We start from the raw sequence: 19,767 nt of genomic DNA on the forward strand, positions 1-19,767 counted from the left end.
CGGGCGAACCACGCAGTGCTTTATATTACAGCAGAGTCTGGCTGAAGACGATTATTCGCCTACAACTGCCAGCTTAACTGTTGCAGTAACTTCTGGGTGAAGCTGGATAGCGATGTCGAACTCACCAATAGAGCGCAGCGCACCCTCTGGCAGACGTACTTCGCTCTTGCATACTTCAGCACCAGCAGCAGTAACCGCGTCAGCAATGTCGCGAGTACCGATGGAGCCGAACAGCTTACCTTCGTCACCACACTTAGCAGTGATTGTTACTTCTTTCTCGTTCAGTGCTTCAGCACGTACAGTTGCAGCAGACAGTTTCTCTGCAGCTGCTGCTTCTAGCTCAGCACGACGCTCTTCGAATTTAGCAACGTTTGTTTCAGTTGCAGGAACAGCTTTGCCCTGCGGTACCAGGTAGTTGCGACCGAAACCGCTTTTTACGGAAACTTTGTCACCGAGGTTACCCAGCTTACCAATTTTCTCGAGCAGAATAACTTCCATCTCGTAAACCTCTTTTGTTCTGCAATCTAATTGCAGTCCTAGTTCTTGGCTGGAATCCGCGCCCGAATATTAACAAAACTGTCAATAACGGCTGCAAAAACCAGCAGCGTAATCACATACGGTCCTATCAGAATGACTGCCATATAAAAGGCAACCAGCCAGGACCTGCCTAAATCACGTTTAGCCAAACTGCCATGCACCAGTGCGATACCCGCAAAGATCCAAGGTAGCAGCAGCAGTGGTAACCAGCGCATAAAATCGAGCTCCATCTGGTAGCTCACCAGCGATACTACTATTAACGCTGCGGTATAAAACTGGGGAAGTCTCAGTTGATGAAACTCCTGCCTGAAACCACCCGGATTGTATAACCCCGATTGCCAGGAACGTGCCAGTATCAAACTCAGCAGCATTATCGCTGTATGTACTGATCCCAATCCGCCCAAAAGCAACAATCTCAGTCGCTCTGTATCGAGGCTAACCTCTGCAGATTGGTTGACCGACTGGGATAGAAAGCGTTCTGTTGCCTCTATCACCTGACCGAGAAGACCATCCAGAACTGTCTCCAGCCCTAATCCGGCCAGCGCCCCAACTGGCAGTGCTATCATCAACACTTTGGCCCAGGACACTGTTTCTCTTAATGCGACAGCAAGTAAATAAGTACCTGTTATCACGGTCAGTGGTGTCGGATCCCCACTGAAAGCCCAAGCTCCGGAAGGCAATAAAGCCCAGGCCAGAACTCCAGCCCCGTCCCTTGATCCTTTTCTTAAAGTAATCAAGGCTACGGTCGCTGCACTGATCCAATAGAGCAGTGGCAGCAAGGCGGCGATAACCGCCACAAAAGCCGCTTGCTTGCGGCCTTTCATGACCAATTCGGCCAAGGCACGCATACGCGACTCCCCTACCTTTTACTGATGGCTATCAGTGTAAGGCAGCAGCGCTACGAAACGAGCACGCTTGATAGCAGTTGCCAACTGACGCTGGTAACGCGCTTTAGTACCTGTGATGCGGCTAGGTACGATTTTGCCAGTTTCAGTAATGTAACCTTTTAGTGTATCCAGATCTTTGTAATCGATCTCTTGAACACCTTCAGCCGTAAAACGGCAGAACTTACGACGGCGGAAAAAACGAGCCATTGTATCTCTCCTCAGAAATTAGATTACTCAGCAGCTTCTTCTTTAGAAGCTTCAGCAGCAGGAGCCGCCTGTTCAGCTGGTTTTTCAGCAGCCTTTTCTTCACGACGAGGCTTACGCTCTTCGCGGGATTCAGCAGCTTTGATTGGAGAGATCTCAGTGATCGCTTCTTTACGACGGATAACCATGTTACGCAGAACAGCATCGTTGTAACGGAATAGGTTTTCCAGCTCGTCCAGAGTTTCCTGATCACATTCGATGTTCATCAGGACATAGTGTGCTTTATGAGCATTGTTGATTGGGTAAGCCAACTGACGACGGCCCCAGTCTTCTAGACGATGGATTGTGCCTTCAGCACCCTCGATCAGAGAGGTGTAACGCTCAACCATCGCAGAAACCTGCTCACTCTGGTTCGGATGAACCAGAAATACGATTTCATAATGACGCATTTTAGCTCCTTTCGGGTTAATAGCCCCCTGTCCACACCATGTGGCAGGCAGCAAGGAGATTGGAAATAGTTCTCCAAAGGACGCGTAATTCTACGCACCTTACAAGCATGTTGCAAGTGAATATAGTAGAGCCAAATGAAGGGATTATGCGTCAGTTACCTGCCGCATTGAAACATAGGCCCCAAGCTTCTCGCCATGGGTATCAATTAGCGGATGCGCATTAACCAGTACCTTTCGATGTTCTCCCAGAGCAGCCACGATAATAATTTCGAGTCCGGTAATATTCTCTCCAGCAAGCGCCCGATAAATCGGCCACTCATCTCGCTCTAATTCGCGCTCACCACCGGCCGAGAAGAGCCTGAAGGGAGCATCATCAAATCGCTCCAGATGAGCGTCATCTGGTAATCCTCTTAGCCTGTTCACCACGCGATTAGAGTAGACAAACTTCCCATCCACATCACAAACCAGTACACCGCTCTCAATATTCGCCAGTACCGCCTCCATAAAGTGCGCCTGCTGAGTTAAACGCTTTTTAAATCGCTCGCTTTTTTGCTGATTCTCTTTGAGGAACTCAACCATGCTTCTGAACGCAGATGTCGTATCATCAATATCATGAAATATACTGTTCCCAGATTCGATATGAACTTCATACTCGCCTTTTTTAACCGCCTCAACACTTTGCTGCAGAGCCTGAATAGGTCGCGAGAGTGAACGGGCAAACATCACCCCTACGATCAGACTGATCAGCGTAATCCCCGCTGCAAGGAATAGGTTGAGCTGCCTGTTTCCTTTGATCTCATCAAGAAAGTCATCTTCCGGAACATAGATCCCCAAGATCCACGGCCAGTTATCTGAGAAAGGAGTAAACACCGCCTGATAGCTATTCTCCTGATAGCTAAAACTGGTATTCAATGCTCTATTAAGAACATACCAACCTGGCGATTTGTCTAATGAGTCCACCGCAGCTCTCGCCTCCGGGCTCTTCAGCTCATCCACTCGTAACAACCTTCTGGCCCCTGTCTCTCGATCCTCGGCATAACTCCCTTGAGGATTACGGTGTGCTATAACATCACCATTATTATTGAGAATTAATGCGGAGGCATGCTGGCTTAATTCGAGATATCCAAGAAAATCAGAAAGCGCTGAAAGGTCTATATCAACGCCAACCACACCGATCAATTCGCCTTGCTGAGAGAAGACCGGACTGGCCACAGTGATCCCCGGGGTTTTAGAGGTAAAAAACAGATAGGGATCAGTCCAGATCTGTTTACGTTCACCGATTGCCTTGGTAAACCAGGGTCGTGTCCGTGGATCATATTTATCTGTAGGATCGTAGGAGGACTCAACCAAAACATGCTCAGTGTCATACCAGCGATTGAAAACTGTCCGTTTACCCAGATCCTCTTTGATCCTTTTAACCTGAAAGTCAGCGACCTCCATGCTACGACGAACAAAATAGAAATCACCCTCAAGATTGCCATAGTAGATCCCCGCAATATGCGGCGAGAGTCTTAACTGATCGAAAAAGTACTGCTCCATCTCATCAGGTTTTTCCGCACTAACGACCTGATTGCGCGCCAGACTACGCGTAAGGCTTACTGCAGAACGGGCTGGAGAGAGAAACTCCTCGGAACGATGGATCACTTCCCTTGATAGGTTACGCATCAACTTTTGCGCATGACCGATCAGCACTTGCTCTGTGCTGATATAGGAAGAAATCAGAATGACACAGACCGTCACGATCTGCAGTGCAACAATCCCTAGCGCTAACGTTTTTGAGATAGATAAACGCATCAACACCTCTGATAGCCATCACTCCATGACAGCAACCATATTTCATTACTACGGACACCCGGCGCTATCTTTGATCTTAGAAACAGATCAGGATTGATATCAACCGGTTATTTATTAATCGTATTACTATAACCCAAAACTCGAGTGCCACCGATAAAAAAGGCCACTTTAAAAAGTAGCCTTTCCCATCATGAATACAATTGAGAGATTATTCGACCTCTACTATCTCATAGCCGTGGGTAATCTCCACTCCCCCCTTCTCCAACATAAGAGAAGCGGAGCAATACTGCTCTGCCGACAACTTCACTGCGCGCTCCACCTTTTTCTCATTAAGTCCGCGACCACTCACCACAAACTTAACATGAATTTTGGTAAAGACCGCCGGAACTTCATCCGCGCGCTCAGCCTCGATCTCTGCTACACAATCAACCACATCCTGACGTGTCTTCTTAAGAATCCCAACCACATCATAACTGGTACATCCACCCAGCCCTAATAACATCAACTCCATCGGACGAGGGCCTTTCTGGAGTTCACCGTCAATCATCACATCGAAGCCAGATCCTGTTGTCCCCTGAAAACGAACATCACCATCCCACTTAACTTTGGCACTCATACTCATGCGTAGCACACCTTATTCAAATAGTTCTTTAAGTTTTTGCCCCGGATCAGATGCACGCATAAAGGCTTCACCTACCAGAAAACTATGTACATTATGCTCACGCATCGCCTGCACATCTTCACGGCAGTGAATGCCACTCTCCGTCACGACGATGCGATCTTCAGGGATCATATTTAAAAGATCAAATGTATTATTCAACGTCACTTCAAACGTATGGAGGTTACGGTTATTGATACCTACCAGACGATTACCCAGTGGCAGAGCACGTTCAAGCTCATCAGCACCATGAACCTCAATCAACACATCCATTCCCAGCTCGCAGGCCAAACCGTTCAGGTCTGCCATCTGCTGGTCCTCAAGCGCAGAAACGATCAGCAAGATACAGTCAGCCCCCATCGCTCGCGCTTCATACACCTGATATGGGTCAATAATAAAATCTTTGCGAATAACAGGCAGTGAGCAGGCTGCCCGTGCTTCAACAAGATAGGATTCAGATCCCTGAAAGAAGTCCTTATCTGTAAGTACTGATAAGCAGCTTGCACCGCCGGATTCATAAGAACGCGCGATCTCAGCCGGAATAAATGGTTCGCGTAACAGCCCTTTTGATGGACTCGCCTTCTTTGCTTCAGCAATAACAGCCGAACGACCTTTCGATATAGCCTTTGCCATATTCGCGGCAAAGCCACGAGGATCAAATGCGCTTCCCTGTTGATCTGCAATTTTGGCCTTTAGGTCTGAAGTTGAAACCTTTGGTTCACGCTCAGCCACCTCTTGCGCTTTACGCGCGAGAATTTTTTTCAGAATTGTTGGTGTATCAGACATATTTTAACCTTTAAATGCCTGGCTAAATTCAGCCAGCTCGGTAACTTTCTTAGCAGCAGAACCACTGGTAATTGTTTCTTTAGCCAAAGCAACACCCGCCTTAAGCGAGTCACAAATATCCGCAGCATAAAGTGCCGCACCAGCATTGAGTGCAATCATATCGATCGCTTTCTCATGCTCACCCGCAAATGCTGACTGAATCAGCGCCAGACTCTCGGCTGAACTATTAACCTGCAACCCATCCAACGACTGTTTTTGCAAACCGGCGTCTTCAGCTGTCAGCGTATATTCAACCACCTCACCCTGCTTGAGTTCTGCGACTGCAGTTTCGCCAGCCAAACTAATCTCGTCCAGACCTTCAGCCGCATGCACCACAAGTGCATGGACAGCCCCTAAAGAGCTCAACGCTTCAGCCATTGGGCGACAGAGTTTTTGGTCAAAAACTCCCAACAGATAGTGCTTCGCCCCTGCCGGATTCGTTAAAGGGCCAAGGATGTTAAATAAGGTCCTTAAAGCCATCTCCTTTCTGGGTCCGATCGCGTGTTTCATCGCACTGTGATGCTGGGGTGCAAACATGAAACCTAAGCCAACTTTTTCAATACACTCGCCGATCTGCTCCGGTGTCAGGCTAAGATTGATACCGGCCGTTTCCAGCAGATCTGCAGACCCTGAGCTTGAAGAGACAGAACGGTTACCATGCTTGGCAACATGACCACCCGCAGCAGCCACCACAAAGGAACAAGCACTGGACACATTAAACAAATTAGCACCATCACCACCGGTACCAACGATATCCACTGCATTCGGCACACTGATCTCAACAGGCGTCGCCAACGCACGCATCGCGTCTGCAGCTCCGGAGATCTCATCAACAGTTTCACCTTTCATACGCAACGCCACCAGCAACCCTCCAATCTGAGAATCGGTAGCCTTACCAGTCATGATCTGCTGCATCACTGCCTGCATATCCTCTTTACGAAGATCCTGCTGATCAACAACCAGCGCAAGTGCTTGCTTGATATCCATATTGTTATCCTTATCTGTGCTATTTAGTACGCTTGAGGAAGTTTGCCAAAAGATCATGCCCTTGCTCAGTCAGAATCGACTCGGGATGAAACTGCACGCCCTCAATATCCAGGGTTTTGTGACGAACACCCATAATCTCATCGATTTCACCTAGCTCATTTTGAGTCCAGGAGGTGATTTCAAGACAATCAGGCAACGTTGCCTGATCGATCACCAATGAATGATAACGTGTCACTTCAACAGGATTGTTCAACCCTTCAAAAACACCGCTATTGGTATGAAAAACCGGAGAAGTTTTGCCATGCATCACCTGTTTTGCCCGAACAATATTCCCCCCAAACGCCTGACCGATGCTTTGGTGCCCCAGACAGATACCTAAAATAGGTAACTTCCCTGCAAAGTGATTGATGGCCGCAACAGAAACCCCTGCCTCATTTGGCGTACAAGGCCCCGGGGAGATCACAAGGTGATTCGGATTCAGTTGCTCAATCTCTTCAATGGTTATCTCATCATTACGATAAACCCGAACATCCGCACCTAACTCACCCAGATACTGCACCACGTTGTAGGTAAAAGAGTCATAATTATCTATCATCAACAACATGGTTCAGCCCTTTCTCTTACTGCACGATTCAATTTTCATGGCGTTTATATCTACGCTAACTTTGCTCATAGATGATCCAACCCTTTTTCAACCATCGCAACAGCACTGAAGACAGCACGCCCTTTATTCATTGTCTCCTTCCACTCCAGACGCGGAATAGAATCAGCAACAACTCCCGCCCCAGCCTGAATATGCAGTTGATTATCTTTGATAACCGCAGTACGAATAGCGATGGCAGTATCCATATTTCCATTCCAGGAAAGGTATCCCACTGCACCGCCATAAACCCCGCGTTTCACTGGCTCCATCTCATCAATGATCTCCATCGCCCGTACTTTAGGCGCACCGCTCAGCGTGCCAGCAGGAAGAGTTGCTCTTAAAACATCCATAGCCGATACATCAGGCTTCAATTTAGCATTCACATTGGAGACGATATGCATCACATGAGAGTAACGTTCGATCACCATTTTATCGGTCAGCTCAACACCACCAATCTCAGCGACACGCCCCACATCATTCCGCCCCAGGTCAATCAGCATAAGGTGCTCCGCTATCTCTTTAGGATCAGCCAGCAGCTCCTTTTCCATCGCCAGGTCCTCTTCAGGAGTTTGACCACGCTTTCGTGTACCGGCAATTGGGCGAACACTCACCTGACCATCTTCTACTCGGGCCAATATCTCAGGCGATGAACCCACGACATGGAAATCATCGAGATTCAGGACATACATATAGGGTGAAGGATTCAGGCAACGTAGCGCACGATAAAGATCGATCGGCTTTCGATCAAAGGGAATCGACATCCGCTGAGATATCACACACTGCATGATATCGCCGTCTAAAACATACTCTTTGATCTTATCCACAGAGTCTTTGAATGCCTGTTCACCAAAGCTAGACTGAAATTCAGTCTCCGCCACTTCTCTCTGTTGATCCGCTGGCGTTTCATCATATGGAGTTGCAACTCTCAACTGCTGAACCAGGCTATCAAGACGCTGTTGCGCTTTTTCATACGCTCCCTCAACTGCAGGGTCCGCATGACAGATCAGAATCAACTTGCCCGCCAGATTATCAAAAACGACCACTTCATCGGACACCATCAGCAGAATATCCGGTGTTCCAAGACGATCTTCAGGACAGCTTTTCTTAAGGCGTTTCTCTACATATCTGACACAATCATAGCCAAAGTAACCAACCAAACCGCCATTAAACCGCGGCATACCTTCAAGTTGCGGCACCCTGAAACGCTGCTGGAAACTTTCAACAAATGACAACGGATCGTCCAACTGACACTCTTCAACAACCTCACCATCAGTGGTCACCGTTACCTGCTCGCCAAACACTTTCAGAATGGTTCGACAAGGCAGCCCGATAATTGAATAACGCCCCCATTTTTCGCCACCTTCCACAGATTCGAGCAGGTAGCTATATGGTCCGTTAGCCAGTTTTTTATAGGTCGATAGAGGGGTATCCAGGTCAGCTAGAACTTCTCGAGTAACAGGAATACGGTTGTAGTCTTGTGCGGCCAGTTGGGCAAACTGTTCAGGGGTCATGTTGTTCTCTCATAATGCCAGTAAAAACGAAAATCAGGGCGTACTGAGCAGACACAACGTAGGAATTATTAAGATACAGTTTTGGGTACTGTAGAACCAGGTCAGGATAAAGCCGGGTTAAAATTGTAGCGATATCCAACCAGCCTGCATAAGTGTCTGCGGGGTTGAATCAGACACGCCATCGCCATCGCTCACCCACAAAAGGGAAACGATCTTTTACTGCATCATTTTTTACGGTTGCTGTAGCAGAGGGCATCACGGCAAGCTTAGTTAATTTTTGAATAGCCAAACGATATAGCAGCGGACAGCGTGAATCAACCGCTGCTATAGGCTAATCAGTTATTTTATGTCCATTTTGTGGTTTAGTTACGATCAAAAGCAACAGATAACCAAAAATCGCAGAGACAAATGAGCCGGTCAACACAGCCAGCTTATCAGCGGAATTAAATAAGGATACACCTTCATCAAAAGCGAGCGTGTCGATAAATAAACTCATAGTAAAACCGATCCCGGTCAGAACTGAAACAGCATAGAGCGACAACCAGGTACTGCCTTCAGGTTTACTGCACCACCCCAACAAAATAGCGGCGGCACTGAATAGAAACACTCCCCACTGCTTCCCAAAAAAGAGTCCCAGCATAATCCCTAAAGGCACCGGCTCCGCCATATCCTCAGTAGAAACACCGCCTAGGGAAACCCCCGCATTCGCGTAGGCAAACAGCGGTAAAATCATAAAGACCACCCACGGGTGAAGTGCTCGTTCAAGAGTTTTCAGTGGCGAGAACTCAGGCTGATCCCGGTTTTCTAGCGGAATCGCAAATGCCAGTACAACACCGGCCAGCGTTGCATGCACTCCAGATTTAAGTACGCTAACCCAAAGCACGATACCAACAAGAATATAAGCCGCTAGCCGCATCACACCGAAGCGGTTTAAAGCAATTAAAGTAGCAACAGCGATTGACGCGATGACCAGCGATTCCAGAGATAATTCAGCCGTATAAAACAGAGCAATGATCAGAATAGCACCCAGATCATCAATAATCGCCAAGGTCATAAGAAACAGCTTCAGTGAAACAGGAACACGCAACCCCAGCAATGACAGAATTCCCAACGCAAAGGCGATATCAGTAGCCGTAGGTATCGCCCATCCGCGCATCGCGGTTGAATCACCGTAGGTAAAGAACAGATAAATCACCGCCGGGACCACCATCCCCCCAAACGCGGCCAGACCTGGCAATACAATTTGCTCAGGCTTTGATAGCTGTCCGGTAAGCACCTCTCGTTTAACTTCCAACCCAACCAGAAAGAAGAAAACCGCCATCAAACCATCATTTATCCACAGAAGTAACGGTTTAGCGAGCTGAAGATCGCCGACTCTAACTTCAACTGGCAGGTATAAAACCGCTTGGTAATACTGATCAAGAAAACTATTTGCCATCAGCATCGCCAGCAATGTTGCGAATATAAGTAAGATACCGCCTGAGGATTCGTGTTTGATGAAAGACTGGATAAGGTTAGGCATGATCACCTCCTGCCCCTCCCCCAAATTTTAGCAAAAAAAAACCCCGCAAAGCGGGGTATACAAGTGCTGTGATAAGAACCTGCTATGTCTCAAACTCTTAAACCTAGCAGTTCAGGTCTCTATATTGGGGGAGATAACCTGAGAGCTGTGTTTAAGAGTAAGGCAAAGGTCAGGAACAAAAAAAATCGATTTTAATGCCATTTAAAATCGATTTTTACGATGAGTATTCATAGATTAGCGGTCACATTAACTGATAAAGGGATTCCAGCTTCAGATCCGGCTCAGATTGGAAGATATCTTTACCATGATTGTATCCATAGGGGACACAAGCAACCTGACAACCTGCCGCTCTCGCAGCAGACAGGTCACTGATCGAGTCCCCGACCATCAACGTCATCTCTGGTAGCGCACCACATACCCTCATCGCTTCCTGCAAAGGTAATGGGTCTGGCTTTTTCCTGGGTAGGCTATCGCCGCCTAAAACCACATCGAAATAATCCGTCAGCTCAAACCCCTTCAGCATCGAAGTGGTAAAACGCATCGGTTTATTAGTTACCAAACCTAATTTAATACCACGTCCTTTGAGCTCAGATAAGCACTCAATCACGCCTGGGTAGAGAACACTCTGGTCCGCTGTAGCCTGAGCATAAAACTTAAGAAAAGAGCGATACCCCTTATCAAAAAGAGCTTCTTCCAGAAGATCAGGACACATCTCTCCGGTCAGCGCCCGCTTAACCAGCATAGGCGCACCATTTCCAACCCAGTGAGATACAGCCTCCAAACCTGCTACAGGCCTCCCCAGAGAGGTCAGCATCCGATCGATCGCCTGAGCCAGATCCGGCACACTATCCACCAGAGTTCCATCCAGATCAAACAGAACCAGAGCAGGATCCTGACTGGAAAAAAGGTGTTTCATTACCCTTTTCCGACCAAAGACAGTTGCTCACGCATCTGATTGATCGTGGCTGTATAATCATCTGTGTTGAAGATAGCTGAACCTGCGACAAAGGTGTCCGCACCCGCCTCAGCAATTTCACGAATATTACCAATACCCACTCCACCATCAATCTCTAAGCGGATGTCGTAACCACTTTTATCGATAATTTCACGAGCCTGCCTCAACTTATCTAAGGTCCCCGGAATAAATTTCTGGCCACCAAAGCCAGGGTTAACGGACATCAGCAACACCATATCCACTTTATCCAGAACATATTCCAGATGACTCAGTGGTGTCGCTGGGTTAAAGACCAGCCCTGACTTACATCCACCATCACGAATCATCTGCAGTGAGCGATCGACATGCTCTGAGCCTTCAGGGTGGAAGGTGATAAAGCTAGCACCCGCTTCAATGAAGTCTCCGATAATCCGATCAACAGGCTTAACCATCAGATGAACATCTATCGGCGCTGTGATGCCATGCTTGCGAAGTGCGCTACAAACCATAGGGCCAATTGTAAGGTTTGGTACATAGTGATTATCCATTACGTCAAAATGAACATAATCTGCACCCGCAGCAAGCACATTTTCAACCTCCTCTCCTAAACGAGCGAAGTCGGCAGAGAGAATCGAAGGTGCAATTTTGAAGTCAGCCATATAGGTCTTGTCCGCTATAAATATTTTTGTGCTATTTTACCGGAGCTTTGCGCTTGCTGTCAGCCTGCATCTTACCCATAATCGAGTCCATGAAATGGTTACTCCCCGCACTTGTGCTGTTCATCAGCAATATCAATTCGTCATTTGCAGCTGACGAAGAAGCCCCTGCACCAGCAGAAAACACTTCAGCCAGTTCAGCGGCAGCGTCCCCCCCTGCAATTCCGAGAACAGAACCTGACCCAGAAGCATCGCTGTTAAAAGAACTAATCACCAAACATGATCCGATAACACAAGTTCTTCAGCTTACTACGTCAAAAGAAGCCGAGAAGCTGATCGGCTACTATCTACCTGCGGCAGCACCATCTCCCCTCGGGGGGATCATCCTTTTCCCGGATGAACAAACACATATGGACTGGCCTCATAAATATCGAATTTTAAGAGAGGGGCTAGCAGATTATGGCTGGCATACTCTCTCAGTTTACCTTCCCAGACGAGCAGAACCCCCTATCCCCAAACGCACCCTGCCAGCCCTTCAGGCCATCAAACCGGTAGCTGAGACCGCCCCTTCAGAGATAGCCTCGGCCGCTGAAAGCACTATGCCTCAACCAGAAAGTCCTGCCACTAACCAAACAGCTGAAGGGACCGTACCCAAGGATGAAGAACCAACAATTGACAAACCTGAGACTGAACCCTACCGGGAACAGGTTTTTCGGTTAGGCAACAGTGCGACTGAGTATCTACAACAACAGGAGGTTGAACGATTCATCATTATAGGTGTAGGGACTGGAGCAGCCTGGGCGGCGCAATACGTTGAAAAATTCCAAGAGAGTCTCGATCTTCGTCTGATCATGATCGATGCGCGTACACCATCAGGTGAAGAGGTCCCCGACTTGCTCGCACTTTTACCAGAGATTGAATCCACAATTCTGGACTTCCACCACAACACCAAAGGTGCATCTTCACTTCTTCAGCCCCATGAAGCGCCAAAGTATAGGCTGAGAACTGCTCGCCAGAATGGGCTGAAAAACTTCTATCAGATCAGGCTACCAGCCCACAGTACGAATGAGGCCCTACTTCTAAAACAGGTCCGCGGCCAGATTAAGCGGCATTTTATTCAAGGAGAAGCTGCTGCCCAGCCTACACCGGAGAACAACACCCCAAACAGCAGCACTAAGGAGAAAGCTCCCGGATAGCGCTACTTTCTGGAAGCTTTTATACGCTCATAAGCTGCTTGAATCTCCTGGGATTTCTCTTTGGCGAGTTCAATCATCTCTTCAGGCAACCCTTTTGACACCAGCTTATCAGGATGATGCTGACTCATCTGACGACGATAAGCTTTCTTCACCTCGGCATCTGTCGCTGTAGGATCAACACCCAGCACTGCATAAGCATCTTTCAGTAAAACCTCGCTATCAACGCCCGCCTGACCATGCTGATAAAAGTCCCTTTGTGCTTTCACCCGAGCAATCACTTCATCAATGCTTCCTAACCCCAGATCAAGTAACTGACAAACTTCATCTATCACTCTGAGCTCAGGCTCACTCACCTCTCCATCAGCCATCGCAGCCTGCAGCTGTATCTCAATAAACATCAACTTAACCGTTGGGCGGTGTTTAAGAAGCACAGAGAGCGGTTTTAACACTTTATGCAGTTCAAAGTCCGCACTTTTCCCTTCAGAAAAAAGATCAATCGCCTGCCGCTTTCTCTCCTCAGTCAGCCGCATCTGCGTCATGACTGCCCGAGCAAACTGAATCTCATCCTCTGTCACCCGACCGTCGGCCTTGGCCAGTTTGCCCATAACCGTGAATGTAGCCTTAAAAAAAGCTTCCTGGGGATTTACTGCTGCCAACGCAGATCCCAATGCACGACTGATCAGATAGCCGACAAAACCACCAAAGATAAGCCCCCAAAAGCCCCCGGAAAAAAGACCTACCACTGCCCCCAATAGGATTGAGGTAGAATACTTTTTCATGGTTGCACCCAGTTCTGCACCCTTTTCCTGAGCATCAAAGGCCATCTATTTTCCGCTCCGACATTAATTGATTAATTTCGTCCAACCTCTCCGGGGTGCCAACGTCAGCCCAATATCCCTGATACAGCTCACCTGCGACTCTATTTTCGGAGATAGCACGTCGCAACACTGGCGCCAGAGGGGCCGCCTGATCTGATTCCACACTATCGAAGAGCGACAACTGCAGCCGGCTGATTCCACTAAAGGTATAGCGCAACTGCCCCGCCAGCCCGACAACACTGCCCTCAAGTGAAAAATCTCCTTCAGGATGGTGCACAGGATTAGGCACCAGTACCAGACGATTACCACATTCGCCTGAGACTAAACGGGAAAAAGGATAGTTTGTAAAAACATCCCCATTGACCAATATAAACTCTTCACTGCCGCCAGACAGCATAGGAAGTGCCTTTTTTATCCCACCCGCGGTTTCCAGCGGCTCACCTTCTGCCGAATACAAAAGGGATACGCCAAATCGCTCACCATCTCCGAGAGAACTCTCGATCTGCTCCCCCAGCCAGGCATGATTAATCACAATCGTATCCACACCCGCCGCGGCAAGACGCCGAATATGGTATTCAATGAGCGGGATACCCGCCACTGGAAGGAGTGGTTTAGGTGTAGTCAACGTCAAAGGGCGCATGCGTTTACCGAGCCCCGCGGCCAGAATCATTGCTCGCATGAGACAACCCAGTGATCTAACACATCCTCAGCAAAGCAGGGATGCTGGCGCATTACCGGGAGAACCTCTGCCACCAACCATCCTGCGACTGGCTTCAGCTCTTCAGTCTTAGCTGTCACGGAGATAAGGTAATTAAGCGTCCGCGGGATATCACCGAGATAACCGGGCTTACCATCTCGTATATTTAAACGAGCAAATATCCCGATCGCCTTCAGATGACGCTGCGCCCCCATCAAGTCAAACCAACGTCTGAAATGATGGCCATCCGGCATTCGCTGCCCCCGTTCAATGAGTGCCAGCCGATAATTTTCAACCCAGGTATAAACTTGCTCATCAGGCCAAGCGACATAACAGTCCCGTAAAAGTGAAACCAGATCATAGGTCACCGGGCCCTCAACAGCATCCTGGAAATCGATCACACCAGGAAGTTCTTGATTACGGCACATTAAATTTCGCGAGTGATAATCACGATGTACAAACACCAACGGCTGCTCTAACGCAGAATCAATCAGATGATCAAATAAGAGATCCAATAACTGATTGGCATCGGGACTTAATGACATCCCCAGCAACTCCACCAGAAACCAGTCCCGGAAAAGCGCCATCTCTCTTTGTAGTAGCGGCAGATCATAAAGAGGAAGGGGGCGCGCAGGATCAGATGGACAACCCTGAATCAACAGCAATGTATCCAAAGCGCTCTTGTAAAGCGGATCCACAGTCTCTGAATTAAGATGCTGAAGATAAAGATCATCACCGAAATCCCCCAACAACATAAAACCCAACTCAAGGTCATAGGTAAAGATATGCGGTACCGGCACCCCGTGTGCTTCCAGAGACTGAGCCACCTGTATAAATGGACGGCTGTCCTCTTTGTCAGTCGGGGCATCGACCGCTATCCAGGTTTTACCACCCGAGAGCGCTCTGAAATAACGCCTGAAACTGGCATCTCCTGACACCGGTTGTAACTGCCAATCCGCAGCATTAAACCCAGCAAACTCAGGTAAAACCTGCTCCAACCACCCTTTTAACTCTTCACAGCGCTGATCCATCCAGCTATTCCTAACCCATCAATATACAATTCGGGCATTATTATGACATTCACCCCGTAAAAAGGTAGCCAGATCATAGTTCCATTTCAGCTATTGTTCCGACACAAGATAAAAAGCGAGTCCAACTCTACACTCACCGCAGAGAATGATTTATCATTCTTCGCTTGAAACTTAATCGTACAGGGGTTCGGCGAAAACCGGATTCTCCGGAAACAGCTGAAACGGATTTAGTTAATAGATGCCCTTCGCCAAACGACCTACCTATACTTTAACACTCGCTATCAGTGCAGCCCTGCTGTCTTCATACGCTGTCGCAGAATCCGCATCATCCGATGCTGAAATGGCCTGGAACTGCAGCATGACCAAAGATGGCGAATGGGACTGCAGTGTAAATGAGGAACTGATCGAAGAGGTCGAACAAGCAGAAAAATCGACTGAGCTATCCCAATCCAAAACGGGTGAGCCTAAACCTGCTAACAAAAACAGCTCTCAACCGGAGCAACAAGCAGTTGAATCTTCCGTATCCGGGACACAGGTGAGAGTAGAAGCCGTCCCTCCCGCTAAAGCAGTCGCGATTAAATCACCAACGACCACCTCCCAGTCAGAAACCACACGAGCAAAAGAGCCGGTAGCAACCGCTAGAGGCTCATCAGCGGGCGTATGGGATTGTCATGCAGGCAGTAATGGTGAATGGATATGTAATGGTGATCAAACTGCAAACCGTTCAGCAGTCGCTTCCTCAACTGTGAGATCTGAAAGCAACAGCAGTACACAAAGATCATCAACCCAACCGATCGCTACCCCTGAGATAGTCGGCAGCGAGTGGCAATGCAGTACCAGTGCATCGGGTGACTGGGACTGTAAAAAAATCAATATCCACGCCTTAGTAATGCCGGGCAGCACACACCAATCAGCTAACAGCGAACCACGCTACATAGCTGACAACCCCTATTCGCAGCTGGACTGGGCTTACTATCGTGATGCGGCAGGCCAACAGTGTGCCGGTCGTTACATAGAGCCCACATTCCCTATTGAGGGCGATGAACACCTGGATAATCCACCGGTTTACCTTGAGGCAGAAGAGTCCTCAACCATTCTGGGCGGACTGACTCAACTGCAGGGACAGGTAAGAATTCGCCAGGGCGACCGACGCTTAAGTGCCAGTGCCGCAGAGCTTGATCAGGTGACAAATAAAGCGCGCCTGGAAGGTAATGTCCGCTTCCGCGAACCCGGCTTGCTCATGCTGAGCGACGAAGCCCAGATCGATACAACCACCTCTGAAGCGATCTTCACCAATGCACAATATGTCATCCATGAAGAGGGACTCAGGGGTACAGCAGACCGAGTTATCCGATTGGAAGATGAACGTTTGCGGCTGGAAAAGGGCAAATATACATACTGCCCACCCTACAGCGAAGCATGGCAATTAAGCGCTGACAATATTGTACTGAATAAAGCAGAAGGTTTTGGTGAAGCAGAAGACGCCGTATTGAGAGTAGGCGGAGTCCCGATTATCTATGCCCCCTACTTCACATTCCCAATCGATGATACCCGTCGCTCCGGATTTTTATATCCAAGCGTCAGTTACAGCAAAGATAGTGGCGTCGATATAGCAGTACCTTACTATTTCAATATTGCACCCAATATTGATGACACCCTGACTCCCCGATATATCTCGGATCGGGGGCTACTGCTGGAAAACGAATTACGCTACCTGAATGGCTGGGCTGACAACATACTCAGCACAGCGTATCTGCATAAAGATGACACGACTGATGACAAGCGCTGGTTGTTCGACCTGAACCATAAGGGCCATTTTGCTGGCAACTGGTACACAAATATTGATTACACCGCTCTCAGCGATAACGAATATTTTGATGATCTGTCACCCAACCTTGAAGTGGCTCGGGAAAATCACCTTGACCAGCGGGCAGATGTTGAATACCGGGCTGCCAATTGGTCTCTGCGCGCACGTGTCCATGATTACCAGACCATCGAAGGCACAGCACCCTATCAGTTGATGCCGCAAATAACCCTGAAGGGCAGCGAATCGTTTTCTGATGAACTGTCACTGGCTTACGAAGCAGAAGTCACTCGATTTGATCGTGATATCGAAGGCCTGACAGGAGCGAACCGTATCACCGGGGATCGACGTTTCATCCAGCCAACCCTGTCCTATAACTGGCAGCGGCCCTGGGGCTATATTAAACCGCGGCTCTCCCTATGGAGCAGCAGTTACTCTCTGGATAATCAGCTCTCCGGCTACAGCGATTCCCCTAACATCTTTACCACCATTGCCAGTATAGATAGCGGCCTGTATTTTGATCGTGATATGAGCAATGGAGGCCTCCATACATTAGAGCCACGACTGTTTGCGCTTTATGTCCCCGAAGAGGATCAGGATGCGGTTCCGGACTTCGATACCGCAAACTACACGTTCAACTACAACTACCTTTTCCGCGAAAACCGTTTCAGCGGTAAAGATCGAATTGGTGATGCCCAGCAGATATCCCTGGGACTAACCACTCGATATATCACTGAAGATGGATTTGAGAAAGGCACATTCAGTGTTGGTCAGGCTTACTACTTCGCAGACCGTGAGGTGCAGCTCAGCCGAAACGCAGCGGCAGACACTGTAGGCCAAAGCGATCTGGCAACATTGGGAACCTGGTACCTGACACCGAATCTGCGCACCTATCTGGACACTATTCTCGATCACAGAGATTACAAAGTTCAGTCATCCACATTAGGACTGAAATATAAGAGCGACATCGATCATATTGTCGATTTCCGCTACCGCTTTACTGACCTAAAACGTGAACAAACAGACCTGTCATTTATCTGGCCGCTGAGCCAGAACTGGACCTCAATGGGTCGATTGCTGTATGACATTAAAGGCAATGAAACCGAAGAGGCCACGTTAGGCTTGGAGTACGAAAGCTGCTGCTGGAAAGTCAGCTTCGCTGGCAGACAGTGGCTGGATGGTACAGAACCTGATGGCAGCAACAAATATGATATTGGTGTGTTTTTACAACTCACCCTTAAAGGACTCGGCTCATTCGGAAGTGGCAATAGCGGCTTCATGAATGACATTATCGGCTATGAAGAGCGTGAAGAGCACAATGAAAACTAAGCTCCGCAACATCCTGACAGCAGCAACCTTTAGCCTGCTTATACCAACATTTTCTGTAAGTGCTGCGGAGGTTCCGCTGGATCGAATCGCTGCAGTTGTCAATGATGGCATCATCATGCAAAGCGAGCTCGAACAGCGTATCGATCTCGTCAAAGAGCAGTTGAGTTCACGCCAAACTCGCCTACCTCCAGAAAATATCTTGAAGAAGCAGGTGCTAAACCGGCTGATCATTGAAAGCCTGCAGAAGCAACTTGCAGAGCAACAGGGCATTCGCATCTCAGATAGCCAGCTCAACAGCGCAATTACTAATATAGCCGCGCAGAACGGGATGTCCCTTGAACAGTTCAGAGATGCCCTCATTGCTGAAGGTCGAGATTACAATCAGTCACGTGAGCAGATCCGTAACGAGCTGCTGATCACTAACGTACAGCAAAATCTGGTTAACCGTCGTATCCGAGTCTCCGAGCAGGAGCTGCAAAACTACCTATCCTCTGCAGATGGACAGAGCCAGGTATCCGCCGAGTACCTGCTCGGCCATATTTTGCTGGCAACCCCCTCTCAAGCTTCTCCTGAACTGATTCAGCAGGCTGAACGGAAAGCTAAGGATATCCACAAGAAACTGGTTGAAGGCGCTGACTTCTCCGAAACAGCTGTTGAGTTCTCAAATGCTCCAAACGCCCTAAAAGGCGGAGATTTAGGCTGGCGCAAAATGAGCGAGTTGCCCGAACCCCTCAGCAAAGCGATACGCAAACTTTCACCAGGTGAGTTCAGTCTACCCGTCCGCTCACCCAGCGGGTTCCATATCTTCCTGGCCAAAGACAAGCGCGGTGGTGCAGTACAGCTAGTAGAGCAGAAGCTTGTTAGCCACATCCTCCTGAAACAAAGCGAGATCAGAACTAAAGCGCAGGCCAAGCGACAGATCAGCGAGCTCTACCAACGCATCCGTAGCGGCGAAAGCTTTGCCGATTTAGCCAAAGAGTTCAGTGATGATCCCGCCAGCGGTTCAGAAGGTGGATCTCTGGGTTGGGCACAGAATGGTCAGATGGTGCCTGAGTTTGAACAGGTTATGAATTCGACCCCCATTGGTCAGATTTCAGAGCCTTTTGAATCCCGCTTTGGCTGGCATATTCTGACTGTACTGGATACACGAACTGAAGATCTTGGCGAAGAGATGCAGGAAAACAGTGCTCGTGCAGCTATCCGCAAACGTAAGTTCAATGAGGAGCTGGCAACTTGGTTGCGAGAGATCCGCTCCCAGGCCTATGTAGATATCAAGGAGTAATCA

19 protein-coding genes are annotated in these 19,767 nt (G+C 48.5%); 3 read left to right on the top strand and 16 right to left on the bottom strand.

Going from position 1 to position 19,767, the window contains the following annotated elements; genetic code table 11:
- Positions 1-51: 51 nt before the first annotated feature.
- The 13 genes from rplI to rpe form a co-directional block, all read right to left on the bottom strand.
- Positions 52-498: a 50S ribosomal protein L9 gene (rplI, locus tag Q0882_RS03850; RefSeq protein WP_299178283.1), complete on the bottom strand. Its 447-nt coding sequence runs from the start codon at positions 496-498 to the stop codon at positions 52-54.
- 38 nt (positions 499-536) lie between these two features.
- A complete protein-coding gene (locus tag Q0882_RS03855) occupies positions 537-1,385 on the bottom strand; it encodes a hypothetical protein (protein ID WP_299178285.1) in 849 nt (282 codons plus the stop codon).
- Positions 1,386-1,403: 18 nt separating this feature from the next.
- Entirely contained in the window at positions 1,404-1,631 is a 228-nt protein-coding gene (gene rpsR / locus Q0882_RS03860) for a 30S ribosomal protein S18 (protein ID WP_007020960.1), read from the bottom strand.
- 23 nt (positions 1,632-1,654) lie between these two features.
- Positions 1,655-2,077: a 30S ribosomal protein S6 gene (gene rpsF / locus Q0882_RS03865; RefSeq protein WP_299178288.1), complete on the bottom strand. Its 423-nt coding sequence runs from the start codon at positions 2,075-2,077 to the stop codon at positions 1,655-1,657.
- Positions 2,078-2,221: 144 nt separating this feature from the next.
- Positions 2,222-3,871, bottom strand: a complete 1,650-nt coding sequence (locus Q0882_RS03870; protein ID WP_299178290.1) for a cache domain-containing protein — start codon at positions 3,869-3,871, stop codon at positions 2,222-2,224.
- Between the two features lie 208 nt (positions 3,872-4,079).
- Positions 4,080-4,493: an OsmC family protein gene (locus tag Q0882_RS03875; RefSeq protein ID WP_299178291.1), complete on the bottom strand. Its 414-nt coding sequence runs from the start codon at positions 4,491-4,493 to the stop codon at positions 4,080-4,082.
- Between the two features lie 12 nt (positions 4,494-4,505).
- Positions 4,506-5,315 carry an indole-3-glycerol phosphate synthase TrpC gene (gene trpC, locus Q0882_RS03880; RefSeq protein ID WP_299178293.1) on the bottom strand — a complete coding sequence of 270 codons (810 nt, stop codon included), beginning with the start codon at positions 5,313-5,315 and terminating at the stop codon, positions 4,506-4,508.
- Between the two features lie 3 nt (positions 5,316-5,318).
- Positions 5,319-6,341 carry an anthranilate phosphoribosyltransferase gene (gene trpD / locus Q0882_RS03885; RefSeq protein WP_299178295.1) on the bottom strand — a complete coding sequence of 341 codons (1,023 nt, stop codon included), beginning with the start codon at positions 6,339-6,341 and terminating at the stop codon, positions 5,319-5,321.
- Between the two features lie 19 nt (positions 6,342-6,360).
- Positions 6,361-6,945, bottom strand: coding sequence for an aminodeoxychorismate/anthranilate synthase component II (locus Q0882_RS03890; RefSeq protein ID WP_299178297.1), 585 nt, complete (start codon positions 6,943-6,945; stop codon positions 6,361-6,363).
- Between the two features lie 65 nt (positions 6,946-7,010).
- Positions 7,011-8,495 carry an anthranilate synthase component I gene (trpE, locus tag Q0882_RS03895; RefSeq protein ID WP_299178299.1) on the bottom strand — a complete coding sequence of 495 codons (1,485 nt, stop codon included), beginning with the start codon at positions 8,493-8,495 and terminating at the stop codon, positions 7,011-7,013.
- Positions 8,496-8,826: 331 nt separating this feature from the next.
- On the bottom strand, positions 8,827-10,017 hold the full coding sequence (nhaA, locus tag Q0882_RS03900) for a Na+/H+ antiporter NhaA (protein ID WP_299178301.1): 1,191 nt from the start codon (positions 10,015-10,017) through the stop codon (positions 8,827-8,829).
- 241 nt (positions 10,018-10,258) lie between these two features.
- Positions 10,259-10,933, bottom strand: coding sequence for a phosphoglycolate phosphatase (locus tag Q0882_RS03905; protein ID WP_299178303.1), 675 nt, complete (start codon positions 10,931-10,933; stop codon positions 10,259-10,261).
- On the bottom strand, positions 10,933-11,610 hold the full coding sequence (gene rpe, locus Q0882_RS03910; protein WP_299178305.1) for a ribulose-phosphate 3-epimerase: 678 nt from the start codon (positions 11,608-11,610) through the stop codon (positions 10,933-10,935). The genes Q0882_RS03905 and rpe overlap by 1 nt, the downstream gene beginning before the upstream one ends.
- Positions 11,611-11,699: 89 nt before the next feature.
- On the opposite strand from rpe, the gene Q0882_RS03915 reads away from it, so the two are divergent.
- Complete coding sequence (locus Q0882_RS03915) at positions 11,700-12,803, top strand: DUF3530 family protein (RefSeq protein ID WP_299178307.1); 1,104 nt, start codon at positions 11,700-11,702, stop codon at positions 12,801-12,803.
- A 2-nt stretch (positions 12,804-12,805) separates the two neighbouring features.
- Here the strand turns inward: Q0882_RS03915 and djlA are convergent, their stop codons facing one another.
- Genes djlA through Q0882_RS03930 form a run of 3 tightly spaced genes read right to left on the bottom strand, consistent with a single transcriptional unit; the run spans position 12,806 to position 15,349 of the window.
- On the bottom strand, positions 12,806-13,627 hold the full coding sequence (gene djlA / locus Q0882_RS03920; protein WP_299178309.1) for a co-chaperone DjlA: 822 nt from the start codon (positions 13,625-13,627) through the stop codon (positions 12,806-12,808).
- Positions 13,617-14,300, bottom strand: a complete 684-nt coding sequence (gene murU / locus Q0882_RS03925; protein ID WP_299178310.1) for an N-acetylmuramate alpha-1-phosphate uridylyltransferase MurU — start codon at positions 14,298-14,300, stop codon at positions 13,617-13,619. The genes djlA and murU overlap by 11 nt, the downstream gene beginning before the upstream one ends.
- Positions 14,288-15,349, bottom strand: a complete 1,062-nt coding sequence (locus Q0882_RS03930) for a phosphotransferase (RefSeq protein WP_299178312.1) — start codon at positions 15,347-15,349, stop codon at positions 14,288-14,290. The genes murU and Q0882_RS03930 overlap by 13 nt, the downstream gene beginning before the upstream one ends.
- A gap of 238 nt (positions 15,350-15,587) precedes the next feature.
- Here Q0882_RS03930 and Q0882_RS03935 point away from each other — a divergent pair, with 238 nt between their 5' ends.
- Together Q0882_RS03935 and Q0882_RS03940 are read left to right on the top strand one after the other, a co-directional pair.
- Positions 15,588-18,482 carry an LPS-assembly protein LptD gene (locus Q0882_RS03935; protein WP_299178315.1) on the top strand — a complete coding sequence of 965 codons (2,895 nt, stop codon included), beginning with the start codon at positions 15,588-15,590 and terminating at the stop codon, positions 18,480-18,482.
- A complete protein-coding gene (locus tag Q0882_RS03940) occupies positions 18,472-19,764 on the top strand; it encodes a peptidylprolyl isomerase (protein WP_299178317.1) in 1,293 nt (430 codons plus the stop codon). The genes Q0882_RS03935 and Q0882_RS03940 overlap by 11 nt, the downstream gene beginning before the upstream one ends.
- Positions 19,765-19,767 lie beyond the last annotated feature (3 nt).

It is taken from the genome of uncultured Neptuniibacter sp., assembly GCF_947498015.1.
Classification (GTDB): domain Bacteria; phylum Pseudomonadota; class Gammaproteobacteria; order Pseudomonadales; family Balneatricaceae; genus Neptuniibacter.

Coding starts and splice junctions, on each gene's coding strand:
- rplI (WP_299178283.1), bottom strand. CDS start 498: ATGGAAGTTATTCTGCTCGAGAAAATTGGTAAGCTGGGTAACCTCGGT.
- Q0882_RS03855 (WP_299178285.1), bottom strand. CDS start 1,385: ATGCGTGCCTTGGCCGAATTGGTCATGAAAGGCCGCAAGCAAGCGGCT.
- rpsR (WP_007020960.1), bottom strand. CDS start 1,631: ATGGCTCGTTTTTTCCGCCGTCGTAAGTTCTGCCGTTTTACGGCTGAA.
- rpsF (WP_299178288.1), bottom strand. CDS start 2,077: ATGCGTCATTATGAAATCGTATTTCTGGTTCATCCGAACCAGAGTGAG.
- Q0882_RS03870 (WP_299178290.1), bottom strand. CDS start 3,871: ATGCGTTTATCTATCTCAAAAACGTTAGCGCTAGGGATTGTTGCACTG.
- Q0882_RS03875 (WP_299178291.1), bottom strand. CDS start 4,493: ATGAGTATGAGTGCCAAAGTTAAGTGGGATGGTGATGTTCGTTTTCAG.
- trpC (WP_299178293.1), bottom strand. CDS start 5,315: ATGTCTGATACACCAACAATTCTGAAAAAAATTCTCGCGCGTAAAGCG.
- trpD (WP_299178295.1), bottom strand. CDS start 6,341: ATGGATATCAAGCAAGCACTTGCGCTGGTTGTTGATCAGCAGGATCTT.
- Q0882_RS03890 (WP_299178297.1), bottom strand. CDS start 6,945: ATGTTGTTGATGATAGATAATTATGACTCTTTTACCTACAACGTGGTG.
- trpE (WP_299178299.1), bottom strand. CDS start 8,495: ATGACCCCTGAACAGTTTGCCCAACTGGCCGCACAAGACTACAACCGT.
- nhaA (WP_299178301.1), bottom strand. CDS start 10,017: ATGCCTAACCTTATCCAGTCTTTCATCAAACACGAATCCTCAGGCGGT.
- Q0882_RS03905 (WP_299178303.1), bottom strand. CDS start 10,933: ATGAAACACCTTTTTTCCAGTCAGGATCCTGCTCTGGTTCTGTTTGAT.
- rpe (WP_299178305.1), bottom strand. CDS start 11,610: ATGGCTGACTTCAAAATTGCACCTTCGATTCTCTCTGCCGACTTCGCT.
- Q0882_RS03915 (WP_299178307.1), top strand. CDS start 11,700: ATGAAATGGTTACTCCCCGCACTTGTGCTGTTCATCAGCAATATCAAT.
- djlA (WP_299178309.1), bottom strand. CDS start 13,627: ATGGCCTTTGATGCTCAGGAAAAGGGTGCAGAACTGGGTGCAACCATG.
- murU (WP_299178310.1), bottom strand. CDS start 14,300: ATGCGAGCAATGATTCTGGCCGCGGGGCTCGGTAAACGCATGCGCCCT.
- Q0882_RS03930 (WP_299178312.1), bottom strand. CDS start 15,349: ATGGATCAGCGCTGTGAAGAGTTAAAAGGGTGGTTGGAGCAGGTTTTA.
- Q0882_RS03935 (WP_299178315.1), top strand. CDS start 15,588: ATGCCCTTCGCCAAACGACCTACCTATACTTTAACACTCGCTATCAGT.
- Q0882_RS03940 (WP_299178317.1), top strand. CDS start 18,472: ATGAAAACTAAGCTCCGCAACATCCTGACAGCAGCAACCTTTAGCCTG.